General features: G+C 42.8%; 29 protein-coding genes, 2 tRNA genes and 3 pseudogenes. 12 read left to right on the forward strand and 22 right to left on the reverse strand.

All coding sequences use genetic code 11. The features are described from left to right. The first annotated feature begins 179 nt into the window (after positions 1-179). A complete protein-coding gene (locus tag L6472_RS07910; protein ID WP_237803932.1) occupies positions 180-575 on the forward strand; it encodes a rhodanese-like domain-containing protein in 396 nt (131 codons plus the stop codon). Between the two features lie 157 nt (positions 576-732). Continuing rightward, positions 733-1,146, forward strand: a complete 414-nt coding sequence (locus L6472_RS07915; RefSeq protein WP_237803934.1) for a rubrerythrin — start codon at positions 733-735, stop codon at positions 1,144-1,146. Between the two features lie 89 nt (positions 1,147-1,235). Here L6472_RS07915 and L6472_RS07920 read toward each other — a convergent pair whose 3' ends face one another. Further along, complete coding sequence (locus L6472_RS07920) at positions 1,236-1,553, reverse strand: heavy metal-binding domain-containing protein (RefSeq protein WP_237803936.1); 318 nt, start codon at positions 1,551-1,553, stop codon at positions 1,236-1,238. Between the two features lie 114 nt (positions 1,554-1,667). Between L6472_RS07920 and L6472_RS07925 the strand changes: the two genes are divergently transcribed. From L6472_RS07925 to L6472_RS07950, 6 genes are all read left to right on the forward strand, one after another. After that, a complete protein-coding gene (locus tag L6472_RS07925; protein ID WP_237808040.1) occupies positions 1,668-1,820 on the forward strand; it encodes a hypothetical protein in 153 nt (50 codons plus the stop codon). A 629-nt stretch (positions 1,821-2,449) separates the two neighbouring features. After that, positions 2,450-3,712 carry a DUF1015 domain-containing protein gene (locus L6472_RS07930; RefSeq protein ID WP_237803938.1) on the forward strand — a complete coding sequence of 421 codons (1,263 nt, stop codon included), beginning with the start codon at positions 2,450-2,452 and terminating at the stop codon, positions 3,710-3,712. Between the two features lie 25 nt (positions 3,713-3,737). Further along, the gene (locus L6472_RS07935) at positions 3,738-4,322 is read left to right on the forward strand and encodes a YigZ family protein (protein WP_237803940.1); all 585 of its coding nucleotides are present in this window, start codon (positions 3,738-3,740) and stop codon (positions 4,320-4,322) included. Between the two features lie 13 nt (positions 4,323-4,335). After that, positions 4,336-4,836 (forward strand): NUDIX domain-containing protein, encoded by a 501-nt coding sequence (locus L6472_RS07940; protein ID WP_237803942.1) that lies wholly within the window; start codon positions 4,336-4,338, stop codon positions 4,834-4,836. An 82-nt stretch (positions 4,837-4,918) separates the two neighbouring features. After that, a tRNA-Arg gene (locus tag L6472_RS07945) sits at positions 4,919-4,992 on the forward strand. A gap of 34 nt (positions 4,993-5,026) precedes the next feature. After that, positions 5,027-5,100 (forward strand) — tRNA-Arg (locus L6472_RS07950). 206 nt (positions 5,101-5,306) lie between these two features. Here L6472_RS07950 and L6472_RS07955 read toward each other — a convergent pair. Together L6472_RS07955 and L6472_RS13580 are read right to left on the reverse strand one after the other, a co-directional pair. Continuing rightward, the gene (locus L6472_RS07955) at positions 5,307-5,804 is read right to left on the reverse strand and encodes a DUF6169 family protein (protein WP_237803944.1); all 498 of its coding nucleotides are present in this window, start codon (positions 5,802-5,804) and stop codon (positions 5,307-5,309) included. Then, a complete protein-coding gene (locus tag L6472_RS13580; RefSeq protein WP_255399769.1) occupies positions 5,801-5,929 on the reverse strand; it encodes a hypothetical protein in 129 nt (42 codons plus the stop codon). Before L6472_RS13580 ends, L6472_RS07955 begins: the two co-directional genes overlap by 4 nt. Positions 5,930-6,460: 531 nt before the next feature. On the opposite strand from L6472_RS13580, the pseudogene L6472_RS07960 reads away from it, so the two are divergent. Continuing rightward, positions 6,461-6,628 (forward strand): annotated as a pseudogene (locus L6472_RS07960) (type II toxin-antitoxin system RelE/ParE family toxin); the annotation flags it as partial. Further along, positions 6,600-6,905, forward strand: a complete 306-nt coding sequence (locus L6472_RS07965) for a helix-turn-helix domain-containing protein (RefSeq protein ID WP_091854463.1) — start codon at positions 6,600-6,602, stop codon at positions 6,903-6,905. The pseudogene L6472_RS07960 and the gene L6472_RS07965, both read left to right, overlap by 29 nt. Before the next feature lie 50 nt (positions 6,906-6,955). Here L6472_RS07965 and L6472_RS07970 read toward each other — a convergent pair whose 3' ends face one another. The 16 genes and pseudogenes from L6472_RS07970 to L6472_RS08035 all read right to left on the reverse strand — a co-directional run bounded on the left by L6472_RS07970 (position 6,956) and on the right by L6472_RS08035 (position 13,625). Next, positions 6,956-7,132 carry a hypothetical protein gene (locus L6472_RS07970; RefSeq protein ID WP_237803946.1) on the reverse strand — a complete coding sequence of 59 codons (177 nt, stop codon included), beginning with the start codon at positions 7,130-7,132 and terminating at the stop codon, positions 6,956-6,958. A gap of 44 nt (positions 7,133-7,176) precedes the next feature. Further along, positions 7,177-7,521: a hypothetical protein gene (locus tag L6472_RS07975; RefSeq protein WP_237803949.1), complete on the reverse strand. Its 345-nt coding sequence runs from the start codon at positions 7,519-7,521 to the stop codon at positions 7,177-7,179. A 1-nt stretch (position 7,522) separates the two neighbouring features. Continuing rightward, positions 7,523-7,714 carry a hypothetical protein gene (locus L6472_RS07980; protein WP_237803951.1) on the reverse strand — a complete coding sequence of 64 codons (192 nt, stop codon included), beginning with the start codon at positions 7,712-7,714 and terminating at the stop codon, positions 7,523-7,525. A 73-nt stretch (positions 7,715-7,787) separates the two neighbouring features. Further along, positions 7,788-8,318 (reverse strand): hypothetical protein, encoded by a 531-nt coding sequence (locus tag L6472_RS07985; protein WP_237803953.1) that lies wholly within the window; start codon positions 8,316-8,318, stop codon positions 7,788-7,790. A gap of 12 nt (positions 8,319-8,330) precedes the next feature. Further along, complete coding sequence (locus L6472_RS07990) at positions 8,331-8,753, reverse strand: hypothetical protein (RefSeq protein WP_237803955.1); 423 nt, start codon at positions 8,751-8,753, stop codon at positions 8,331-8,333. Positions 8,754-8,775: 22 nt separating this feature from the next. Continuing rightward, positions 8,776-9,363 carry a hypothetical protein gene (locus L6472_RS07995; protein ID WP_237803957.1) on the reverse strand — a complete coding sequence of 196 codons (588 nt, stop codon included), beginning with the start codon at positions 9,361-9,363 and terminating at the stop codon, positions 8,776-8,778. Between the two features lie 84 nt (positions 9,364-9,447). Further along, a complete protein-coding gene (locus L6472_RS08000; RefSeq protein ID WP_237803958.1) occupies positions 9,448-9,669 on the reverse strand; it encodes a hypothetical protein in 222 nt (73 codons plus the stop codon). After that, positions 9,666-10,034 carry a hypothetical protein gene (locus tag L6472_RS08005; protein ID WP_237803960.1) on the reverse strand — a complete coding sequence of 123 codons (369 nt, stop codon included), beginning with the start codon at positions 10,032-10,034 and terminating at the stop codon, positions 9,666-9,668. The genes L6472_RS08000 and L6472_RS08005 overlap by 4 nt, the downstream gene beginning before the upstream one ends. A 110-nt stretch (positions 10,035-10,144) precedes the next feature. Continuing rightward, complete coding sequence (locus L6472_RS13635) at positions 10,145-10,396, reverse strand: DUF6712 family protein (protein ID WP_370640833.1); 252 nt, start codon at positions 10,394-10,396, stop codon at positions 10,145-10,147. A 203-nt stretch (positions 10,397-10,599) separates the two neighbouring features. After that, complete coding sequence (locus L6472_RS08010) at positions 10,600-10,908, reverse strand: hypothetical protein (protein WP_237803963.1); 309 nt, start codon at positions 10,906-10,908, stop codon at positions 10,600-10,602. Positions 10,909-10,934: 26 nt separating this feature from the next. Then, positions 10,935-11,084, reverse strand: a pseudogene (locus L6472_RS13640) (DapH/DapD/GlmU-related protein); the annotation flags it as partial. Positions 11,085-11,144: 60 nt separating this feature from the next. Beyond that, positions 11,145-11,453, reverse strand: a pseudogene (locus L6472_RS13645) (sugar O-acetyltransferase); the annotation flags it as partial. Between the two features lie 2 nt (positions 11,454-11,455). Next, positions 11,456-11,797 carry a hypothetical protein gene (locus tag L6472_RS08020; protein WP_237803967.1) on the reverse strand — a complete coding sequence of 114 codons (342 nt, stop codon included), beginning with the start codon at positions 11,795-11,797 and terminating at the stop codon, positions 11,456-11,458. A 43-nt stretch (positions 11,798-11,840) separates the two neighbouring features. After that, positions 11,841-12,263, reverse strand: a complete 423-nt coding sequence (locus L6472_RS08025) for a PaaI family thioesterase (RefSeq protein ID WP_237803970.1) — start codon at positions 12,261-12,263, stop codon at positions 11,841-11,843. A 244-nt stretch (positions 12,264-12,507) separates the two neighbouring features. Then, complete coding sequence (locus L6472_RS08030) at positions 12,508-13,062, reverse strand: sugar O-acetyltransferase (protein WP_237803973.1); 555 nt, start codon at positions 13,060-13,062, stop codon at positions 12,508-12,510. A gap of 56 nt (positions 13,063-13,118) precedes the next feature. Further along, entirely contained in the window at positions 13,119-13,625 is a 507-nt protein-coding gene (locus tag L6472_RS08035; protein ID WP_237803975.1) for a NimIJ family nitroimidazole resistance protein, read from the reverse strand. A 330-nt stretch (positions 13,626-13,955) separates the two neighbouring features. On the opposite strand from L6472_RS08035, the gene L6472_RS08040 reads away from it, so the two are divergent. Next, entirely contained in the window at positions 13,956-14,378 is a 423-nt protein-coding gene (locus tag L6472_RS08040) for an Hsp20/alpha crystallin family protein (protein ID WP_370640834.1), read from the forward strand. 169 nt (positions 14,379-14,547) lie between these two features. Here L6472_RS08040 and L6472_RS08045 read toward each other — a convergent pair whose 3' ends face one another. Continuing rightward, positions 14,548-15,072 (reverse strand): GNAT family N-acetyltransferase, encoded by a 525-nt coding sequence (locus L6472_RS08045; protein WP_237803979.1) that lies wholly within the window; start codon positions 15,070-15,072, stop codon positions 14,548-14,550. 126 nt (positions 15,073-15,198) lie between these two features. On the opposite strand from L6472_RS08045, the gene L6472_RS08050 reads away from it, so the two are divergent. Next, positions 15,199-15,951, forward strand: coding sequence for an MBL fold metallo-hydrolase (locus tag L6472_RS08050; protein WP_237803981.1), 753 nt, complete (start codon positions 15,199-15,201; stop codon positions 15,949-15,951). A gap of 62 nt (positions 15,952-16,013) precedes the next feature. Here the strand turns inward: L6472_RS08050 and L6472_RS08055 are convergent, their stop codons facing one another. Further along, on the reverse strand, positions 16,014-16,505 hold the full coding sequence (locus L6472_RS08055) for a DUF4112 domain-containing protein (protein WP_237803983.1): 492 nt from the start codon (positions 16,503-16,505) through the stop codon (positions 16,014-16,016). A 130-nt stretch (positions 16,506-16,635) separates the two neighbouring features. Then, positions 16,636-16,962: an outer membrane protein assembly factor BamE gene (locus L6472_RS08060; RefSeq protein WP_237803985.1), complete on the reverse strand. Its 327-nt coding sequence runs from the start codon at positions 16,960-16,962 to the stop codon at positions 16,636-16,638. Positions 16,963-17,123 lie beyond the last annotated feature (161 nt).

Below are 17,123 nucleotides of genomic sequence, written 5' to 3' on the forward strand. Positions count from 1 at the left end.
TCTTACGTCACACACAGCAAGCGCTGCGTTGTAGAGGGTGCAAAGATACGAATAATCTGTGACACTTCAACATTCGTTTTAGTCAATTAACTTTTATTAGAGCCACGCGCCCCCCATTAATAGCCGAAAAGCAGTATCTTTGCAGCCGATAAACTGATTAGGGAATAATTAAAGAGCTAATGAAAAAGATTTTTGTATGCCTGCTGGCTATGCTTGGACTGAACACGGCATGGGGACAACAGGCATTTGAAGACACTGACGTCAATGGATTTGCCGAACTGATAGCAGATGACGATGTCGTCGTTTTAGACGTAAGAACTGACAGTGAATACGCCGAAGGCCATATCGAGCGGGCTATCAACATAGACTTTAAGAAAGATGATTTCATTGAGAAAGCAAAGGCCACCCTATCCACCGACAGGACCATTGCCATCTACTGCCGCAGTGGCAGACGCTCGGCAGGTGCAGCCTACCTGCTGTCGAACGAAGGTTTCAAACTGATAAACCTGAAGGGTGGCATCATCGCATGGACAGAAGCCCAAAAGCCGGTCGTCACGCAGCCTGACAAAAAATAATCCACCAGCATTGGCATTCCTCAGTACCAAAAACAGTGCCACAATCTGGTACAGACAGTACCAAGCATTGATACTGAGACTACCAAAGCCTGGTAGCGCAACTACCAGACACATGTAGCCAAACAGATATTCAGGACCAACGAAATAAATGATAAATATGATTCAAGAACAAACAAACACATTTGATTCCAAATCCGCTTTGCACCTCAAAGAGTTATTACGCAGTCAACAGGGTGAACTGGATGCTGTGCTGATGTATCAGAGACTGGCAAAATTGGCCAAGACGAGCAAAGAGCGCGACGCATTCGTACAACTGGCCAAAGAAGAAGGCAGGCATGCCAGCGTATTTCATGCCTACACGAAGGTTGCATTGAAACCTAAGAAAACCATGTCGCGCCTCATCGTCATCCTTTATTACCTGATGGGCAAGAAGCGACTCTATCGCATGATGGCCGATGGCGAATACAAAGCTGCCGTGGGCTATGAACATCTGATTGCGGAATATCCCGAGGTGGAGAGTGTCAAGAACGACGAGCACCGACACGGCAACATCTTGTCAGGACTGATTTAAACATGCAAAAAAAGAGCGCAAAAGCGCTCTTTTCGCATCTATAGAATAGATATAAAATAACGTAGGAACCCGGTTCCACCTTCTGTTATTTATATAACAACCGCAGTTCCGCTGGTGGCTACCATCAGCATTGAACCATTGGCACCTACGGTCTCATAGTCAATGTCTATGCCCACAATAGCATTGGCACCAAGAGCCGCCGCACGTTGCATCATCTCTTGCAGAGATGTATCCTTGGCCTCAGCCAGCACTTTCTCGTAACTGCCAGCTCGTCCGCCTACAATGTCACGAATGCCGGCAAAGAAGTCCTTGAACATATTGGCACCAATAATTGTTTCACCGGTCACAACACCTTTGTACTCACGAATGGTGTGACCCTCGATTTGTGGAGTTGTTGATAGAATCATAATCGTTTGTTTTAAAAGTTTCTGTTAGTTAGACGTAATAATAAGTTGAAAAGTTGCAATCAATTGACAAATAATAGTTATCTTTGCCGAAAAATTCGAGAACACATAGTCATTATGGGATACATGAATCGCTTCAGACAGTCGGACGAAGGACGGCGCGACGAACTTATTCGCATCATTGAGCACTCCGTCGAGAAACTAACGTTGGCAGAGTTAGAGGCTCTGTATTATGACATGACCACCAAATCATTCATCAACGACAACTAATCGTGCCCCCCCCGGCAATTAGTTCCGCTGGGGCTCAAGCGAAAAAATCACAGGTGTAATCCTTTATTTTCTTTTTGTTATTTCAACAGAGGCTCAGCAGATTCTTTAGATTGAAATCAATAAAGTAGAAATCAGATAGAAAGACAGGATTCCCCCCTCCATCGGGAGGGTCATGGTGGCGTTGTTCTTGGTCGGAATAGGAACGGTTTCGCACTGTCATAGTTCTGCTTTCGTCTTGTTATAGTTTCGCTTTTGCGTTGTAATAGCTTTACTTTTGATGTCCGTCCAGCCCCTAGATGTGACGCATCCAGCCCCTGGAACGAGTCGTTTTAGCCCCTGGATACGGTTGTTCTAAGGGCTGGATGTAGAGCATCCAGGGGCTAGACCAGAAATAATAGCTTCGGTTTTAGACTTTAGAAACGCCTCTTCAAGACTTTAGAATACGTGCTTTTAGACTTTAAAACGCCCCCCTTCAGACTCTGGAAATGCCAATTCAAGACTCTGGCAGCATCGCTCACCACCATTGGCATCTATTTGATTAACAAAGGAAAGAAATGAATATTTTCTTTGCTTTTTCGTTTTTTTATGCTTACCTTTGCAGTCCATAACCAAACTTCAAAATTAAACCTATGGCAATAGTAAAACCATTTCGTGGCATACGTCCACCCAAAGAACTTGTAGAGCAAGTAGAGAGCCGCCCCTACGACGTGTTGGATTCTGAAGAAGCCCGCGCTGAGGCAGGCAACAACGAGAAGAGCCTTTACCATATCATCAAACCAGAGATTGACTTTCCCGCAGGCACCAGCGAGTACGACCCTAAAGTCTATGAAAAGGCTGCCGAGAACTTTCAGAAGTTCCAGGACAAGGGATGGCTGATACAGGACGAGCAGGAACATTATTATATATATGCACAGACCATGTGTCCTGATACGCCAAATGCAAAAACACAGTACGGACTGGTGGTATGTGCTCATACCGACGACTATATGGCTGGTCGCATCAAGAAGCACGAGCTGACCCGTCGCGACAAGGAGGAAGACCGTATGAAGCACGTTCGTGTGAACAATGCCAACATCGAACCGGTGTTCTTTGCCTATCCCGATAATGCGGTGCTCAACGAGCTGATTATGCGCTATGCTGCCACCAAGCCCGAGTACGACTTCGTGGCCCCCATCGATGGTTTCCGCCATCAGTTCTGGGTGATCAGCGACGAGAAAGACATGCAGACCATCACAGCCGAGTTCGCCAAGATGCCTTCAATGTATATTGCCGATGGCCACCACCGTTCGGCCGCTGCCGCCTTGGTCGGTCAGGAGAAGCAGAAACAGAACCCCAACCATCGTGGCGATGAAGAGTACAATTTCTTCATGGCTGTATGCTTCCAGGCCTCACAGCTCACCATCTTGGACTATAACCGTGTGGTGAAGGATTTGAATGGTCTCAGCAGCGAACAGTTCCTCGCAGCCCTACAGAAGAACTTCGACGTAGTGGATAAGGGCACAGAAATCTATAAGCCTGCAGAGATTCATGAGTTCTCTCTATACTTAGACGAACATTGGTACAGCCTGAAAGCCAAAGAGGGCACCTACGACAACAACGACCCCATTGGCGTGCTCGACGTAGATATCTCGAGCCGACTGATCCTCGATGAGATACTGAACATTGGCGACCTGCGCTCTTCTCAGCGCATCGACTTCGTGGGTGGACTGCGCGGACTGGGCGAACTGAAGCGTCGTGTTGACTCTGGTGAGATGCGCGCCGCACTGGCTCTCTATCCTGTATCCATGAAGCAAATCATGGACATTGCCGACTCTGGCAAGATTATGCCGCCAAAGGCTACATGGTTCGAGCCCAAGCTGCGCTCGGGTCTGGTCATTCACAAACTTTCTTAAGATCAAAAGATTGTCCTGTTTTTCTATGTCAGACGAATTCAAGACAATAAAAAATACGAGCGAGGGATTTTACTCTGAGAAGCGGAGCAAATTCCTCGCTTTTGCACATCACGTAGAATCTATCGATGAGGTCAAGGAGTTGATTGCGCAGTATCGCAAGAAATACTACGATGCCCGTCACGTTTGCTATGCCTACATGTTGGGGGCTGCCAGAGAGGAGTTCCGAGCTAACGACGACGGTGAGCCTTCGAGCACCGCAGGTAAGCCCATCCTGGGACAGATCAACTCCAACGAGCTGACCGACATCCTCATCATTGTTGTTCGCTATTATGGCGGTGTCAACCTGGGCACCAGCGGTCTCATCATTGCCTATCGCGAAGCTGCGGCAGATGCTATCGCGCATGCCGAGGTGGAGACAAGACAGGTGGAAGAGGTCATCACCTACGATTTCCCCTATGTCATGATGAACGACGTGATGCGCATCGTTAAAGAGATGCAACCGCGCATTATCTCGCAGACCTATGAGAACACCTGCCAGATCAAACTGTCCATCCGCCAATCCGAGGCTGAACAGTTGCGACAGCGGTTGGAGAAACTAAGCTTTTCATAAACAACAAAAATTGATGGATAACAGTAAAGAGCTATTCCCACTGGTTGACGAGGTCGGAACAGTCATAGGTAAAGCCACCCGAGGCGAGTGCCATAACGGTTCTAAATTACTGCACCCTGTGGTACATCTTCATGTGTTCAATTCTAAAGGCGAACTGTATCTGCAGAAAAGACCCGCATGGAAAGACATACAACCCGACAAATGGGATACCGCCGTCGGTGGACACATTGACTTTGGTGAAACACCTGAACAGGCGCTCAAGCGTGAAGTCAGCGAAGAACTGGGCATTGACGACTTCATCCCACAACGGATAGGCCAATATGTGTTCGAGAGTAGCAGAGAACGTGAATTGGTTTACGTCAATTGTACGATCTACGATGGAGCTATCACCCCATCAATATCAGAGCTCGACGGTGGGCGCTTTTGGCGCATAGAAGAAATCAAGAATGCCATAGGTAAAGGCGTCTTTACCCCCAATTTCGAGAGCGAATTTGCCCGTTTTCTACAAAAATAGCAATTTTTTGAAAAAAGTTGGGCAAAACATTTGGTAATGCCAAAAAAAAACGCTTACCTTTGCACCCGCAAATAAGGAACAGGGTTCCGTAGCTCAACTGAATAGAGCATCTGACTACGGATCAGAAGGTTGTGGGTTTGAATCCCGCCGGAATCACTTCTTTAGTTTTGCATTTGTTCAATGGAACGTTGGTTCCGTAGCTCAACTGAATAGAGCATCTGACTACGGATCAGAAGGTTGTGGGTTTGAATCCCGCCGGAATCACAAAAAGCAAGGAATAGCGAGCGAAGTTTTACTTTAGCTCGTTATTTTTTTCTTTTTGTAACCATTAGCCCGTGGCAGGGCTAAGGGTTCGACAAAGTCAACTCCGCTTAAATCACAGAGTTCATAAATAAAGACTACCCTTTTTTAGAGTAGCCTATAATTATAAGTGAGAGAGACATATTACAGCCTCAATATATACAATCCAGTTATTCTGGCTTATCTGTCAACGCAGTAGCAGTTTCGTTAAAGTCCTTGGTGATTGCCTGTAAGTTGGGATTGTGATTATCAACGATAATGGCAATATATACCATTTCTCCTTCTACCTCTGCTTTTGCAGTGCAAATAGTAAATTGCTCAGGGCTTGCATGACGCTCAAACCAACGCAGAAAGAGCCTGTTGCGCCCGCTTTCTTTACCATCACTAGTATCGCATACGTACAATAAAATATGTTGGTTTGAACGGAAAAACTCATCAATGATAGCAAGAACAGTGGCTTCAATCTTTGGATCGTGTGGAGCACGAGCATGCTCTACATTCTGAAGGATGAATTGGTAGGTCTTGCAACCACCAAGTACGATATCCTCCTCATCGAAACTTACTCGGTAATGGATACCGTTATCTGTTAGGAAAATAAAACCAGCCTCAGACAGTGTGATGTCGTAAGGTGCGTGTTGGAGAATGTGTTGTAAGGAGAAGTCAATCATAATGCTACGACTTTTCCTTCAACGCCTTTCTCCTGTAGCCATTTTTCAAATTTCTTTTTGGCCTCTTTCTTATGCTCTAATGCCTTCTTTAAGGCACTTATTGCGTTCTCTTTTGTAATTTCCATAACTACGTATTATATTATTTCGTTTGCAAAGATACGACTTTTTCTTGAATATGGTTCAATAATTTAGAAAAAGATAGTTTTAACCAACAATTTGAACGTTCATAATTTGGGGGTAACAAAAATAATGGCTATCTATGCATTGTCTTACAGCTAACTAAGTTAGTTAAGTGGACAAAGGGGTAAAGCGTCACCCCTAAACGAACTGCAAATCGGAGAAAAGAAGTGGTTTGCTACCACGGTCGAAAAGGTAGCAATTTATCTTCTAACGAACTGATATACAGACGGGGGTTGAATCCCGCCGGAATCACAAAAAGCATGGAATAGCGAGCAAAGTTTTACTTTAGCTCGTTATTTTTTTGCTTTTTGTAACCATTAGCCCGTGGCAGGGCTAAGGGTTCGACAAAGTCAATTCGCCGGAATCACAAAGAGAGGTTTAAACCTCTCTTTTTTTATTATAAAAAAATATCATAAAAAGTTGTAGGATACGACAACTTTTGTATCTTTGCACCCATGAAGCGTAAGATACTTACATATGGCGGTAACATCTACCGTGTATTCTTTATCTTTGATGACGGACAGATAGTAGTACTGTTCAATGGCTTTCAAAAGAAAACCCAGAAAACGCCAGCAAATGAAATAGAAAAAGCAATAAAAATTAAGGAGGCATATTATGCAGACAAACAATCACAAAATCGTTGACTACGATCTCGTGCTTGACGAGAAGTTTGGCAAGGAGGGAACCCCCGAGCGTATACAAGCAGAAGAAGCTGCTTATTCTTTCTATTCTGGTCAGATACTCCAGGATGCAAGAAAGGAGGCAAAAGTGACTCAGGAGGAGTTGGCACGTCGTACTAACACCACAAAGTCATATATCTCTAAGATTGAGAATGGTGTCATCGTTCCCAGTGTTGGAGTGTTCTATCGTATCATCAATGCACTTGGATTGAGAGTGGAAGTGGTAAAACCACTTTATTAAGAGTTGACTATTCCAGACCATAACCTATGATGAGACGCGATGATTAATAGTCATGTGGTTTCGGGCAGAGTGGCCAGCACCTTCAGGCCGTTCCACTTCATGAGGCAGAGGGTCTTGACCTCCGCAGCTGACAAGTCGCGTGCGAATAGGTGATATACCATGAGCAGCTGCTCGTCTGTCAATTCGGCCCAACTTGTAGGCAATGAGATATTAAAAACTGCTTCCATACCGCAAAGGTACAGAAGCAGTTGATAATGAGAAAAGACAATGCTTATTTAGAAAGCTTGGCTTTTATTTGTTTTAAAGTAATTGATATGTTTGCAAATACTTTAAGTGCAGCCCATGATATTAACGTTGAAATAACTACACCGCAAGTCATTCCAAATCCAGTAGGATTAAAAACGGTCCTTCCGTGGTCTCCGTATTTTGGAACAAAGCAAACGGTAAAGAGCATTACTACTGCAGCTATTATTCCAATTACCAGTGTGATTGTAGCTATCGTAATAAGCGTGTTTTCTGCGCTATTGTTATCAATTTCTTGAGCAGTTTGCTCCTGGGATTTCGATTCTTCTTTAATGTCGAAGCCCATATCATTCATTATATTATTATTTTCCATGTTATTTCTGTCTTTTATAAAGTTCAATAAAGAAATATGATATACCGCACCATCCTGCTAAGCCAATGATGTTTTGGATGATGTATTCTGCTGGAATAGAGTAGTCTTCCGTTAGATTCCGAATGAGATAAAAAACTTGTAGTAAGGTTATAATTATAACCCCTACTAGACCGATTAATGTGGCTTTTTTCATAATTATGTTGTTTTTAGATTAGTGAATTAAATACTCATTTGTTGTAAAACTCTTCAGAATACAAATTCGAATTCTATTTATGCCATTCATTTTCTAGTCCAAATCCTGTATTGCCGTTTTTATAGCTAATTTTGAGGTCTTTAGCTGTTAAAGACTGAATGGAATAGACAAGCTTCTCATCCTCTGTTGCTTTTATAGTAGCAGTAGGGAAAATACTTTCTTTTTTATATGGGTCATTGCCAAATGTTTCATGCTTTATGGAATTGTGGTCAAATACAATCGTAATATCATTATCTTTGATTTGATATGTACCTTGTTTTTCCATAACATTTCCGAAGGTCTCATATTGGTGTGGCCCAGAAACATACTGGCTAGTGGATTTGTGACGGTACAGTACTTTACCATCACCATCAAATTTTATTGATTTTTCGTGTGTAATGGTTTCATTTGGCTTTTCCCATACCTCATGCTGAGCTGTAATCGTGTTTTTGTATTTCCACTCGCCGACAAGCATTTGAGACTTATCTTGCTGTTTGCAAGCAACAAAAACAAAGGAGACACTCAGAAATGTGAGCAAAAAGCTCATAAACTTGAACTGTTTCATATCTTCTTCTGCTTAAAAGTCAGTATTACACCATTCATAAGTATTACTTAGCCATATACCTACTTGCTTGCTTCGGTCTAATTGTAGGTATAATTTATTGGGTACACCTTCTTGGGTAATCTTCTGAATCGTACCTTTATACTGCGTAGGAGTTCCGTAGATGACAAAGGTGACATCAATGCTTGAACCCGATAGAATATAAGTCATTGTGTCCTGGTTGCATAGCATAGAACCAACGACTTGTTGTGTGATTAACAGTCCGTTTCTGAACTTAATATATAGATCATCGTATTTAAAAGATGGGACAGATTCCAGTTCGGCTTTTGTAATGTCGGTATAAACTGGACTTTTATCTTTCTCATCTTCGTCGCCACATCCACAATACATAAATGGCATAAGCATAATTGGTAATGCCAATTTCAGGAACCTCTTCATAATATGAACCATTTTTGAGCGTTTAAAAATTTATTCCAACTTTAAATACGAACCCATCAACATTTTGCCCTGTTCTATCAGTATAGTAGAACTCAGACTTATAGTTGTTGTACTTTGTTCCTGTAGTCATGTTGATTTGCTGAACTGTCAGTTTCCTTATTTCATATCCTACAGATAAAGATAATCCTAAATCTTCACTAATACCATATCTTGCGCCTAACGCAAGATTTGCGTATATGTTACCGTCGTTGTTTACATACGATCCTATCCGAACGTCTGCAAAGGGACTAAATTTTGTTTTAGTAAAGTTTGCTCTTGCATTAAAAAAGAGAGGAATATCAACTTTGGAGTCTCTTTTGTTATATGGATGTCCTCCTACTTCTCCCCATTTACATTCTCCAGTAAAATCAAATCCAAGACCAGCACCCAGATAGATATAAGGATTGAACTGGTAACCATGTGACGTGGTAATCTCAACTGTAGATGGGTCGATTTGGCTAATATAATAGCAATAGCCAATATCAACCATTCCGTGATAACCTTTCTTCAGGCTTTGAGCCTGAGTAAACAGCGGTAATATCATTACCAAGGATAGTAGTAACTTTTTCATATTTGGGTTTTTAAGATCAATATTATTTGCAAAGAAAAAATATATATAAGCAATTACCAGAGTGTAAATAGTAACACAGAATATCTATTCTGATTCTTCTAATTCTATTTCACTTCCGATTCCATAGTCATAGCCGTAACCTCGACTGTAGCCGCGGTCGGCACGTTCTTGCATGATGCGATCAACTCGCTCACGATGACGCTCTTCTCTTTCGCGACATTCTTCTTCGAGGCGCTCTTCCTCCTCTTGTTCGCGCTGTGCGTCTTCAATGGCAGCTAGGCCAAGTAGCTCAATATAATCAATCATTCTCTATGATATTCTATAGATAAGATAGGTGAATCACAAGTACCAATTACCAGTTTCCCTCCATCCAGGACCCATGTATAATATACGAAACCATATTTGGGCTCCATTTTGCACTCTCCATACTTTTCTGTGTATTCATTTATTAATGCAGATGCGGATGGTATATCCTTGTGAAAGATTACTCTTGCGCTTTTTATTTCTTTTGATTCCTCTTCATAATCAAGTCGTATGGTGGCTTTCTTGTTTAAGTAATTACCATAATATATAAGTTGACAATATATTTTGTCTTCATCATAGAATTGATAACCTTTTTTCTCTAATTTGCTTCCAAATGAATAAACATCTCCTTTTATAGGAATCTCCATAAACTCAATATCCCGACTATTATTTGAGACATGACTACAGCAGCAGAATATGATAGTAAATAAAAATAGTATTAGGATATGTATGATTCTTTTTTTCATATTTGAATGAGTTATTGATTTTGGATGCAAATATAAAAAAAAAATCCGCTTAAAACCAATAAGCGGATGATTTTTTTGTTTTGGAATGTTTTTGGAGTGTAAAGATCTGCGACGGAGGAGGAATGCCAGGCGAGGAATACGTCAGGATGTTCGCGGATGATGGTGACCAAGTCGTAGTAGCATTGATGGTTTACTTGGATGTCAGAGAGTAGCTGGAGTTCGTAGGACTGCAGGGAGTGGATGATTTCCAAAAAATAATTCAAAAGTTAGTGCTGCAAAGATACAAAAAGTTTGTAATACATTACTTATTGCTGATCTATTTTTTGTTTCTTTAGGATCAGACGGTACCTGTGCCTCCTACTCTGTGATGTAGCGCTAACAAATTTACTCTTATGAGTCACCTTAATTATTACGTAAAACTCTGCTCTACGTGATAATCCTTTCGATTTTTATAGCGGTATCCTAGTCAGTCATAATATTCTATTTTCAGCAGCTCACTCACATTGAGATCGTCATGAAAGCCATCGTCGTATTTGTAGAAGATACGAAGGCCGCGATACGTCGATGGCACCTTCAGCGTGTCCAACAGGTGCCACTTGGGACGTCCGAAGTCGTACGACTCTCTATCTAGGATAATGCGGTTTGATACAAAGTCGAAAGCGTAGTAGCCACCACCAATGCACTGGTCGCCAGACTTCAGTAGGTGTCTGTGCTGGTCAACCATTCCCAGACGGAAAACACCGTCCATTGTGATAATAAACTTTGGGAGATTCATTCAATTCGTTATTTTATATTCTTCTTGAATATGGCGGGGTTGCCAGCTACGAGTGTTCTGGGAGCCACGTCATTGGTCACCACAGAACCTGCTGCTATAACAGCACCGTCGCCGATGGTGACACCCGATAAAATAGTGGAATGTCCGCCAATCCAAACATCGTTACCTATTGTAATAGGGCTACCGTAAACATCAAGCACACGCCCCTCAGGCTCCAGACGGTGTCCCGCGGTATAGATACCAACATCTGGGCCTATCAGACAGTTGTCTCCAATACGTATTTCCGCCAGGTCAAGCATCGTACAATTATAATCGGCATGGAAGTTATCACCCACATGAATATTCTGTCCGAAATCGCAATGGAAATTATCGCCCACAAAGGGTGCGCTTCCTACAGATCCAAATAGCTCACGAATGAGTGTTTCTTTCTCCTTGAAGTCTATCAGTGTTAGACTATTCATCTGTTTGATTGAAACCGAAGTCTTGGCCATTATCATCTGTACCTCAGGACTAATTTCTGTGCGGCTATACCAGTTCTTTTCCATATCTATCTAATGATTTTTGCTTTCTGAAGGTTGTCGAAGTTGTCCCAGAAGTTCTCTTGTTCGGAAGCGGTGAAACCATCGTTCTCCATTTCTTTCAAGATGGCATCCAGCAACTGTGTTTTGGAGATGTTGAGATTTTGGTCCACATCGATGGGATATGTGAGGATGTCACCCAACGAGCCCACGTGACAATTAGTGACGGTAATCTTGCCACCATCAGAGAGAGCCACCTGAATATGGTGATTCATGCCATATTCGGGCTTGGTCTGGCTGAGCTGCATGAATAGCGGGGAGTCGTTATATTGCTCAGTATTGGCGGATTGAAGTAAATCTTTTAGCGACATTAGCTTGTTATTTCGCTGCAAAAGTACGAAAAATCGGTCATAATTATGTGTTTTTGCCCCAGCAAGATTGTGGTAGAGGAACATTCTTGCGGTATCCCATGCCGGTGACATGACAGATGAGAACATCGTCCTGATTTGTCACGCAGACTTCTACAGCGGGAATCTTATGATGGTCAGACACAAAGACGGCTTCAGCACGGAGGACGTCGTCTTCATGTGCAGAAGCAACAAACATGATTGAGTTGCTGATGCCAAAGGTAAGACGGCCGGAGGCATTCATCAATGCAGCAATGGCCAAGTCAGCCAACGTAAAGAGTGCCCCACCCTGACACACATTCCCGCCGTTGAGATGAGCATTGGTGACTGTCATCACGGCAACGGCATGCCTTTCGTTCACCTCTGTTATCTGGCAGCCAGTATTTGCAGCAAAACGATCTGTCTTATTCAATAATTCCTTGATTTCCATAATAAACAACAACTAGTTTCTAATAATAATGGTATGAAGTCTATTTACTAATATCGATTTCTAATAATTCTCAAAATACAATGCAAAGATACTGATTATACCGCATCTTGTGATACTTTTACAAACAGTTTTAATTGTTATTATTGATAGACATTACAGAACTGCATGACGAAGAGAATCTGCAGATGCAGATAGAAGACCGTTTGGAGTTCGTCCTGCATGTGCCAGATGGAGTCGTAGCCTGTCAAATATTCTTTATAACCTTGCAAGGATTACCTACGGCGACAGTATTCGATGGTATATCCTTTACCACCACTGAACCTGCACCTATTGAGACATTATCACCGATAGATACTCCTGGCAATATTGTTACGCTGCCGCCTATCCACACATTGTTGCCTATAGTGACAGACTTTGCCCATTCCTGACGACTGTTTCGCTCCACAGGGTCGGTGCTGTGACAAGCAGTGTAGATGCTGACGTTAGGACCAATGAAACAGTCGTCGCCAATTGTGACAGGCGCCTCGTCAAGGACCGTAAAATTGAAGTTGGCAAAGAAGCGCTTACCAATGCTAATCTGTTTGCCATAGTCACAGCGGAAAGGTTGGTTGATAAGGAAATGATCGTCGCCGACATGACCGAACAGGTTCTTAATGATCTCCTTCATCCGCCGCGTTTCAGAAGGGCGAAGCGAATTATATTCAAAGATGATCTCCCTCGTTTCCGATAGCTCTTTCACTACTTCTGGATCAATGGCTGAGTATATCTCGCCTGCCAGCATTTTCTCTTTCTCTGTCATATCCAATTGTTATTGCTTTCTGAAAATCACCAAAATCATCCCAAAAGTCTTCTTGCTCAGGATTGATGCTCTGCTCTCTGCCTAACCAGTTCAATCGCCTCTTTGCCAGTCAGATGTTCAATATCAAAACGGATAGCCAACATATGAGCGAGGCCACTTTCCATTTCTTTCTGCAGAGCTTCATCATGATGGGGATTATAGCGATTGCCCAACATACGCATGATGGCAACCTTCTCTGCATCATCCTCCACAATTCGGATTCTGCCAAAGGCTATCACGCTACGAAAGTAGGTGGTGTACTTCTCGGGTCTCACGTCGTCCTGGTCTATGACGCAGAAAGAGGCCTTGTTGCACCTGCGGATGGCATCCACCTTATGGCCCGCCACTGCACTATGAAAATATAGTTTGCCTCCGTCATAGACATAGCTAATGGGGACGGCATAGGGATAGTCGTTGTCGCCCAACAAAGCTAATGTGCCTGCCGTTGCCTTCTGCAGAATGGCAATACAGTCTGCGTCGGCCAGTTGCTGACGCTTGCGTCTCATATCTCTGAACTCACTCATATCGTGGTATTGTGATGGGTATTTATTATTACTAGAACCAAATTTCCATGCAAAGATAGTAATTATTACGCAGAATAGCGTCGATTACAGTCAACAATCAGTCGGACATGACAAACTTTCAGTCAATGTTTAAGGGAGTTTAAAGAATTGTCAGCATTGTTTAACCGAGTTTAAATTCCGTGCCAGTTTGGCAAGTCTTCCACTGCCTTGCCCCGCCCTGCTGCCTCGGGCACACACTTTGCACCACCTTTGATGAAAACCGGAGCGAAAGCCGAGGCAATCACAACAACAAAACATGTTAAACTAAAATATAATTAGGAGGTATTGATTATGTTACCAGTAATGTTTCAGAACAGTTGGATGCCAACAGTATTTGAGGATTTCTTGAACAATGATTGGATGCCTCGTGCCAACAGTACAGCACCTGCAGTCAATGTCAAGGAGAACGACAAGAGCTACATCATGGAACTTGCAGCTCCTGGCATTAAGAAAGAATATTGCCGCGTAGGCATCAACGATGAGGGCAACCTCACCATCGCCATTGAGAACAAGCAAGAGCACAAGCACGAAGATAGCCACCGCCACTATCTGCGTCGTGAGTTCAGCTACTCTAACTATGAACAGAGTTACACGCTGCCTGACGATGTTGTGCGTGATAAGATTTCTGCCAAGGTGGAAGATGGCATCTTGACCATCACGATGCCGAAGACCGAACCGAAGGAGAAAGTAACGAAAGCCATCGAGGTATCGTAATTAGATCGTATTACTCCAAAAAAGCCTCAACTTGTCATGAACAGGTTGGGGCTTTCTCTTTTGTAATAATCAAGTTCCTCATATTGATACCTCATATTGAAACGTATCATGAAGCTATAAGAAAAAAGAATATGTCGATATAGAGAAGTCATGATTCCGAAAGCTGGGACTAATCCCACGTCCAATGCTGGCGAAGCTCATCGGTCATCTGGTCCCAGTCGGCCATGGTAAACTCTCCAGGCCCCACCATCATGATGGTCATTTCTATATTTTCGTAGGTCTTGAAGAGACGACTGTCACGGAAGCCGTTGCGCAGGTAAAAGCTGTGCCGACGGCTTCTTTGTTCAGGATTGGGACAAGGATTCTGGCTAGGACTCTCCATATCCAGAACATTCGTTTGACCCGCATATTTCTTTATCAGCAGATTGAGTATTTGCTGACCAAGTCCTCGACCTCTCAGTTCTTCTTTCACAGCAAAGTACCAGAACCAGTTGGCTTTTGGTCTTGGATAAACAATGGTGAATCCAACTGGCTGGTTGTTATCCTCATAAACGGTAAAGTCGAGATGCATCTCGTCAATGAGCCTAACGAGGTGTTCCCAAGGAATCCGTTCGTTCTCAGGGAATGCCGTTTCATAGATTTGTTTAATCTGTATGTTATCTGCTTGTGCGGAGGTTATTCTCTTTTCTATCATTATCTTTTGAAAATTATATTTTATATAGATGCGAATAGTTCCAAATATCTCTGCAAAGATACTAATTTTACCATATTTTGTGGTAACTTTGCACCGAGTTTTAAATGTGTTTAGGTAATTTTTTGAATGAAACTAACCTACGTTTTTCATAGTTGTTTCGTCCTTGAAGCAGAAAAGTCCATCCTGCTATTCGACTATTGGATGGACCCCAAAAATGTTGTCGCTCCATTTCTTAAGAAAGAGAAAAACATCTATGTGTTCTCCAGTCACTTTCACGAAGACCACTTCAACAGAACAATCTTCGAGTGGAGAAAACAGCGCCAAGACATCATCTATATATTATCTAAGGACATATATAGACATCGAAGAGCCCAGAAGGAAGATGCTGACGTATGGCTGGCAAAGGGCGGAACATGGACAGACGGCACTTTGTCTGTATGGGCATCAGGCAGCACAGACAGCGGCGTGTCTTGGATTATAGAAACAGAAGGAAAACGCATCTTCCATGCAGGCGACCTGAACAACTGGTACGCGAGATTCCTGCAGGATGCTAAACCTGGAGAAACCATCTATAGTGAGGAGTTTGATGAGGAGATAGACCCGATAGCTCACGAGAAACAATACCTGGGTGAACTGAAGGACATCCGCAAGATAACGGATAGCTTCGATGTGGTGATGTTTCCTGTTGACGGACGTATTGGTAATGGCTATACCCTCGGTGCCCGACAATTCACAGATCGCTTCAAAGTTGGACTCCTTGTTCCCATGCACTTCGTAGCCTGTGGTTTTGAGTCAGCTTGGCGCATGAAGGAGTTTACCAATGAGAAAGATGTTGCTTTCTGGCCTATCAGCAGAGAGGGCGACACGATTGAGGTGTGATCAACCAGCAAAAGCCTAACACATATCAGCCATGAACACTACTTATACAGGAATTACCCAAATCAAGCAAGAACAGAAGCGATGAGCGAATATAGATAAGCGCCAAATGAGATCAGCACCCACATCATCAGTACAATGAGGAGCAAGAGAAACAGAAGGACGACAACCGACTGCAGCGCACGCTGGTTGACTTGCTTGATGACTGTCTCATCGCCATCAACAAAACCCTGAATCATGTTCAGGTTCTTTGTGTTGGCACAATGAAAGATGTCTATAACATCGCCAATAAAGAACGGTATCATGCCTAAGAGAACATCTCTGAGGGCATTGTTCAGAACAGCCAACGTCAGCGGGATGCTCTTGACAATGAAAAGTGAGAAATAGACAAACGGCAACACGGAAACAAGTGCTACGACATCGCCCCACCCCGGAATTAGTCCAATGATGGCATCCAGATAATAGCGATCCAGATAGCGTGTGAGAATGGTCATGATCCTATAAGCCTTATTGCTCATCAGGTTCTGACGTCGTTCCAATCGTTTTGTTTCATTCATTTGATACCTATGTTTTTTGCAAGCACTGCTTCAACTTGATAGCAGGTGGTGTTTATGAGTCTCTGCAAAGATACATCAATTTTCGTTTAATCATGATATTTTCACATCAGAATTTTCATGCAACACAACCTTACTTTTCTGCTTTTTTCGGTTTTTCCTCAATCACCGGAGTCACCTCCATATATGAATCCATACGAACAACTTGCCCTTCCTTAAACTCTATTTTTATCACACTATAGTCATGGTATAACGGGATGGTGCGATACTCCCATGTCTCGCTATTATCATGAAAACTTAGATAGAAATTACTGCCGAGAATGTTTCTCACTTCTTGGCTTGTCATTCCCGCTTTAATGCTTTGTGCTCGCTCTTGTATGGGTGGACATAACAGTACACCACAGGAGCTTAGCATCATGGTTAACATGACTAACAAAGAAAGGTTTTTAATTGTATTCATTGTCATATTGATTTAATATTTTCAGTCTGTTCTGATAATACAAAATTAACATAAAGTATTCCAACCTCCAATTCTTTTTCCCTATGCGCTTGTAGGGAAATCCCTATTGTTCCCAAACACGAGATATAGTCGTTAAACAGGAAAACGAATGAGAAATTTGT

This window comes from Prevotella sp. E13-17, from assembly GCF_022024035.1.
In the GTDB taxonomy this organism is placed as follows: Bacteria; Bacteroidota; Bacteroidia; order Bacteroidales; family Bacteroidaceae; genus Prevotella.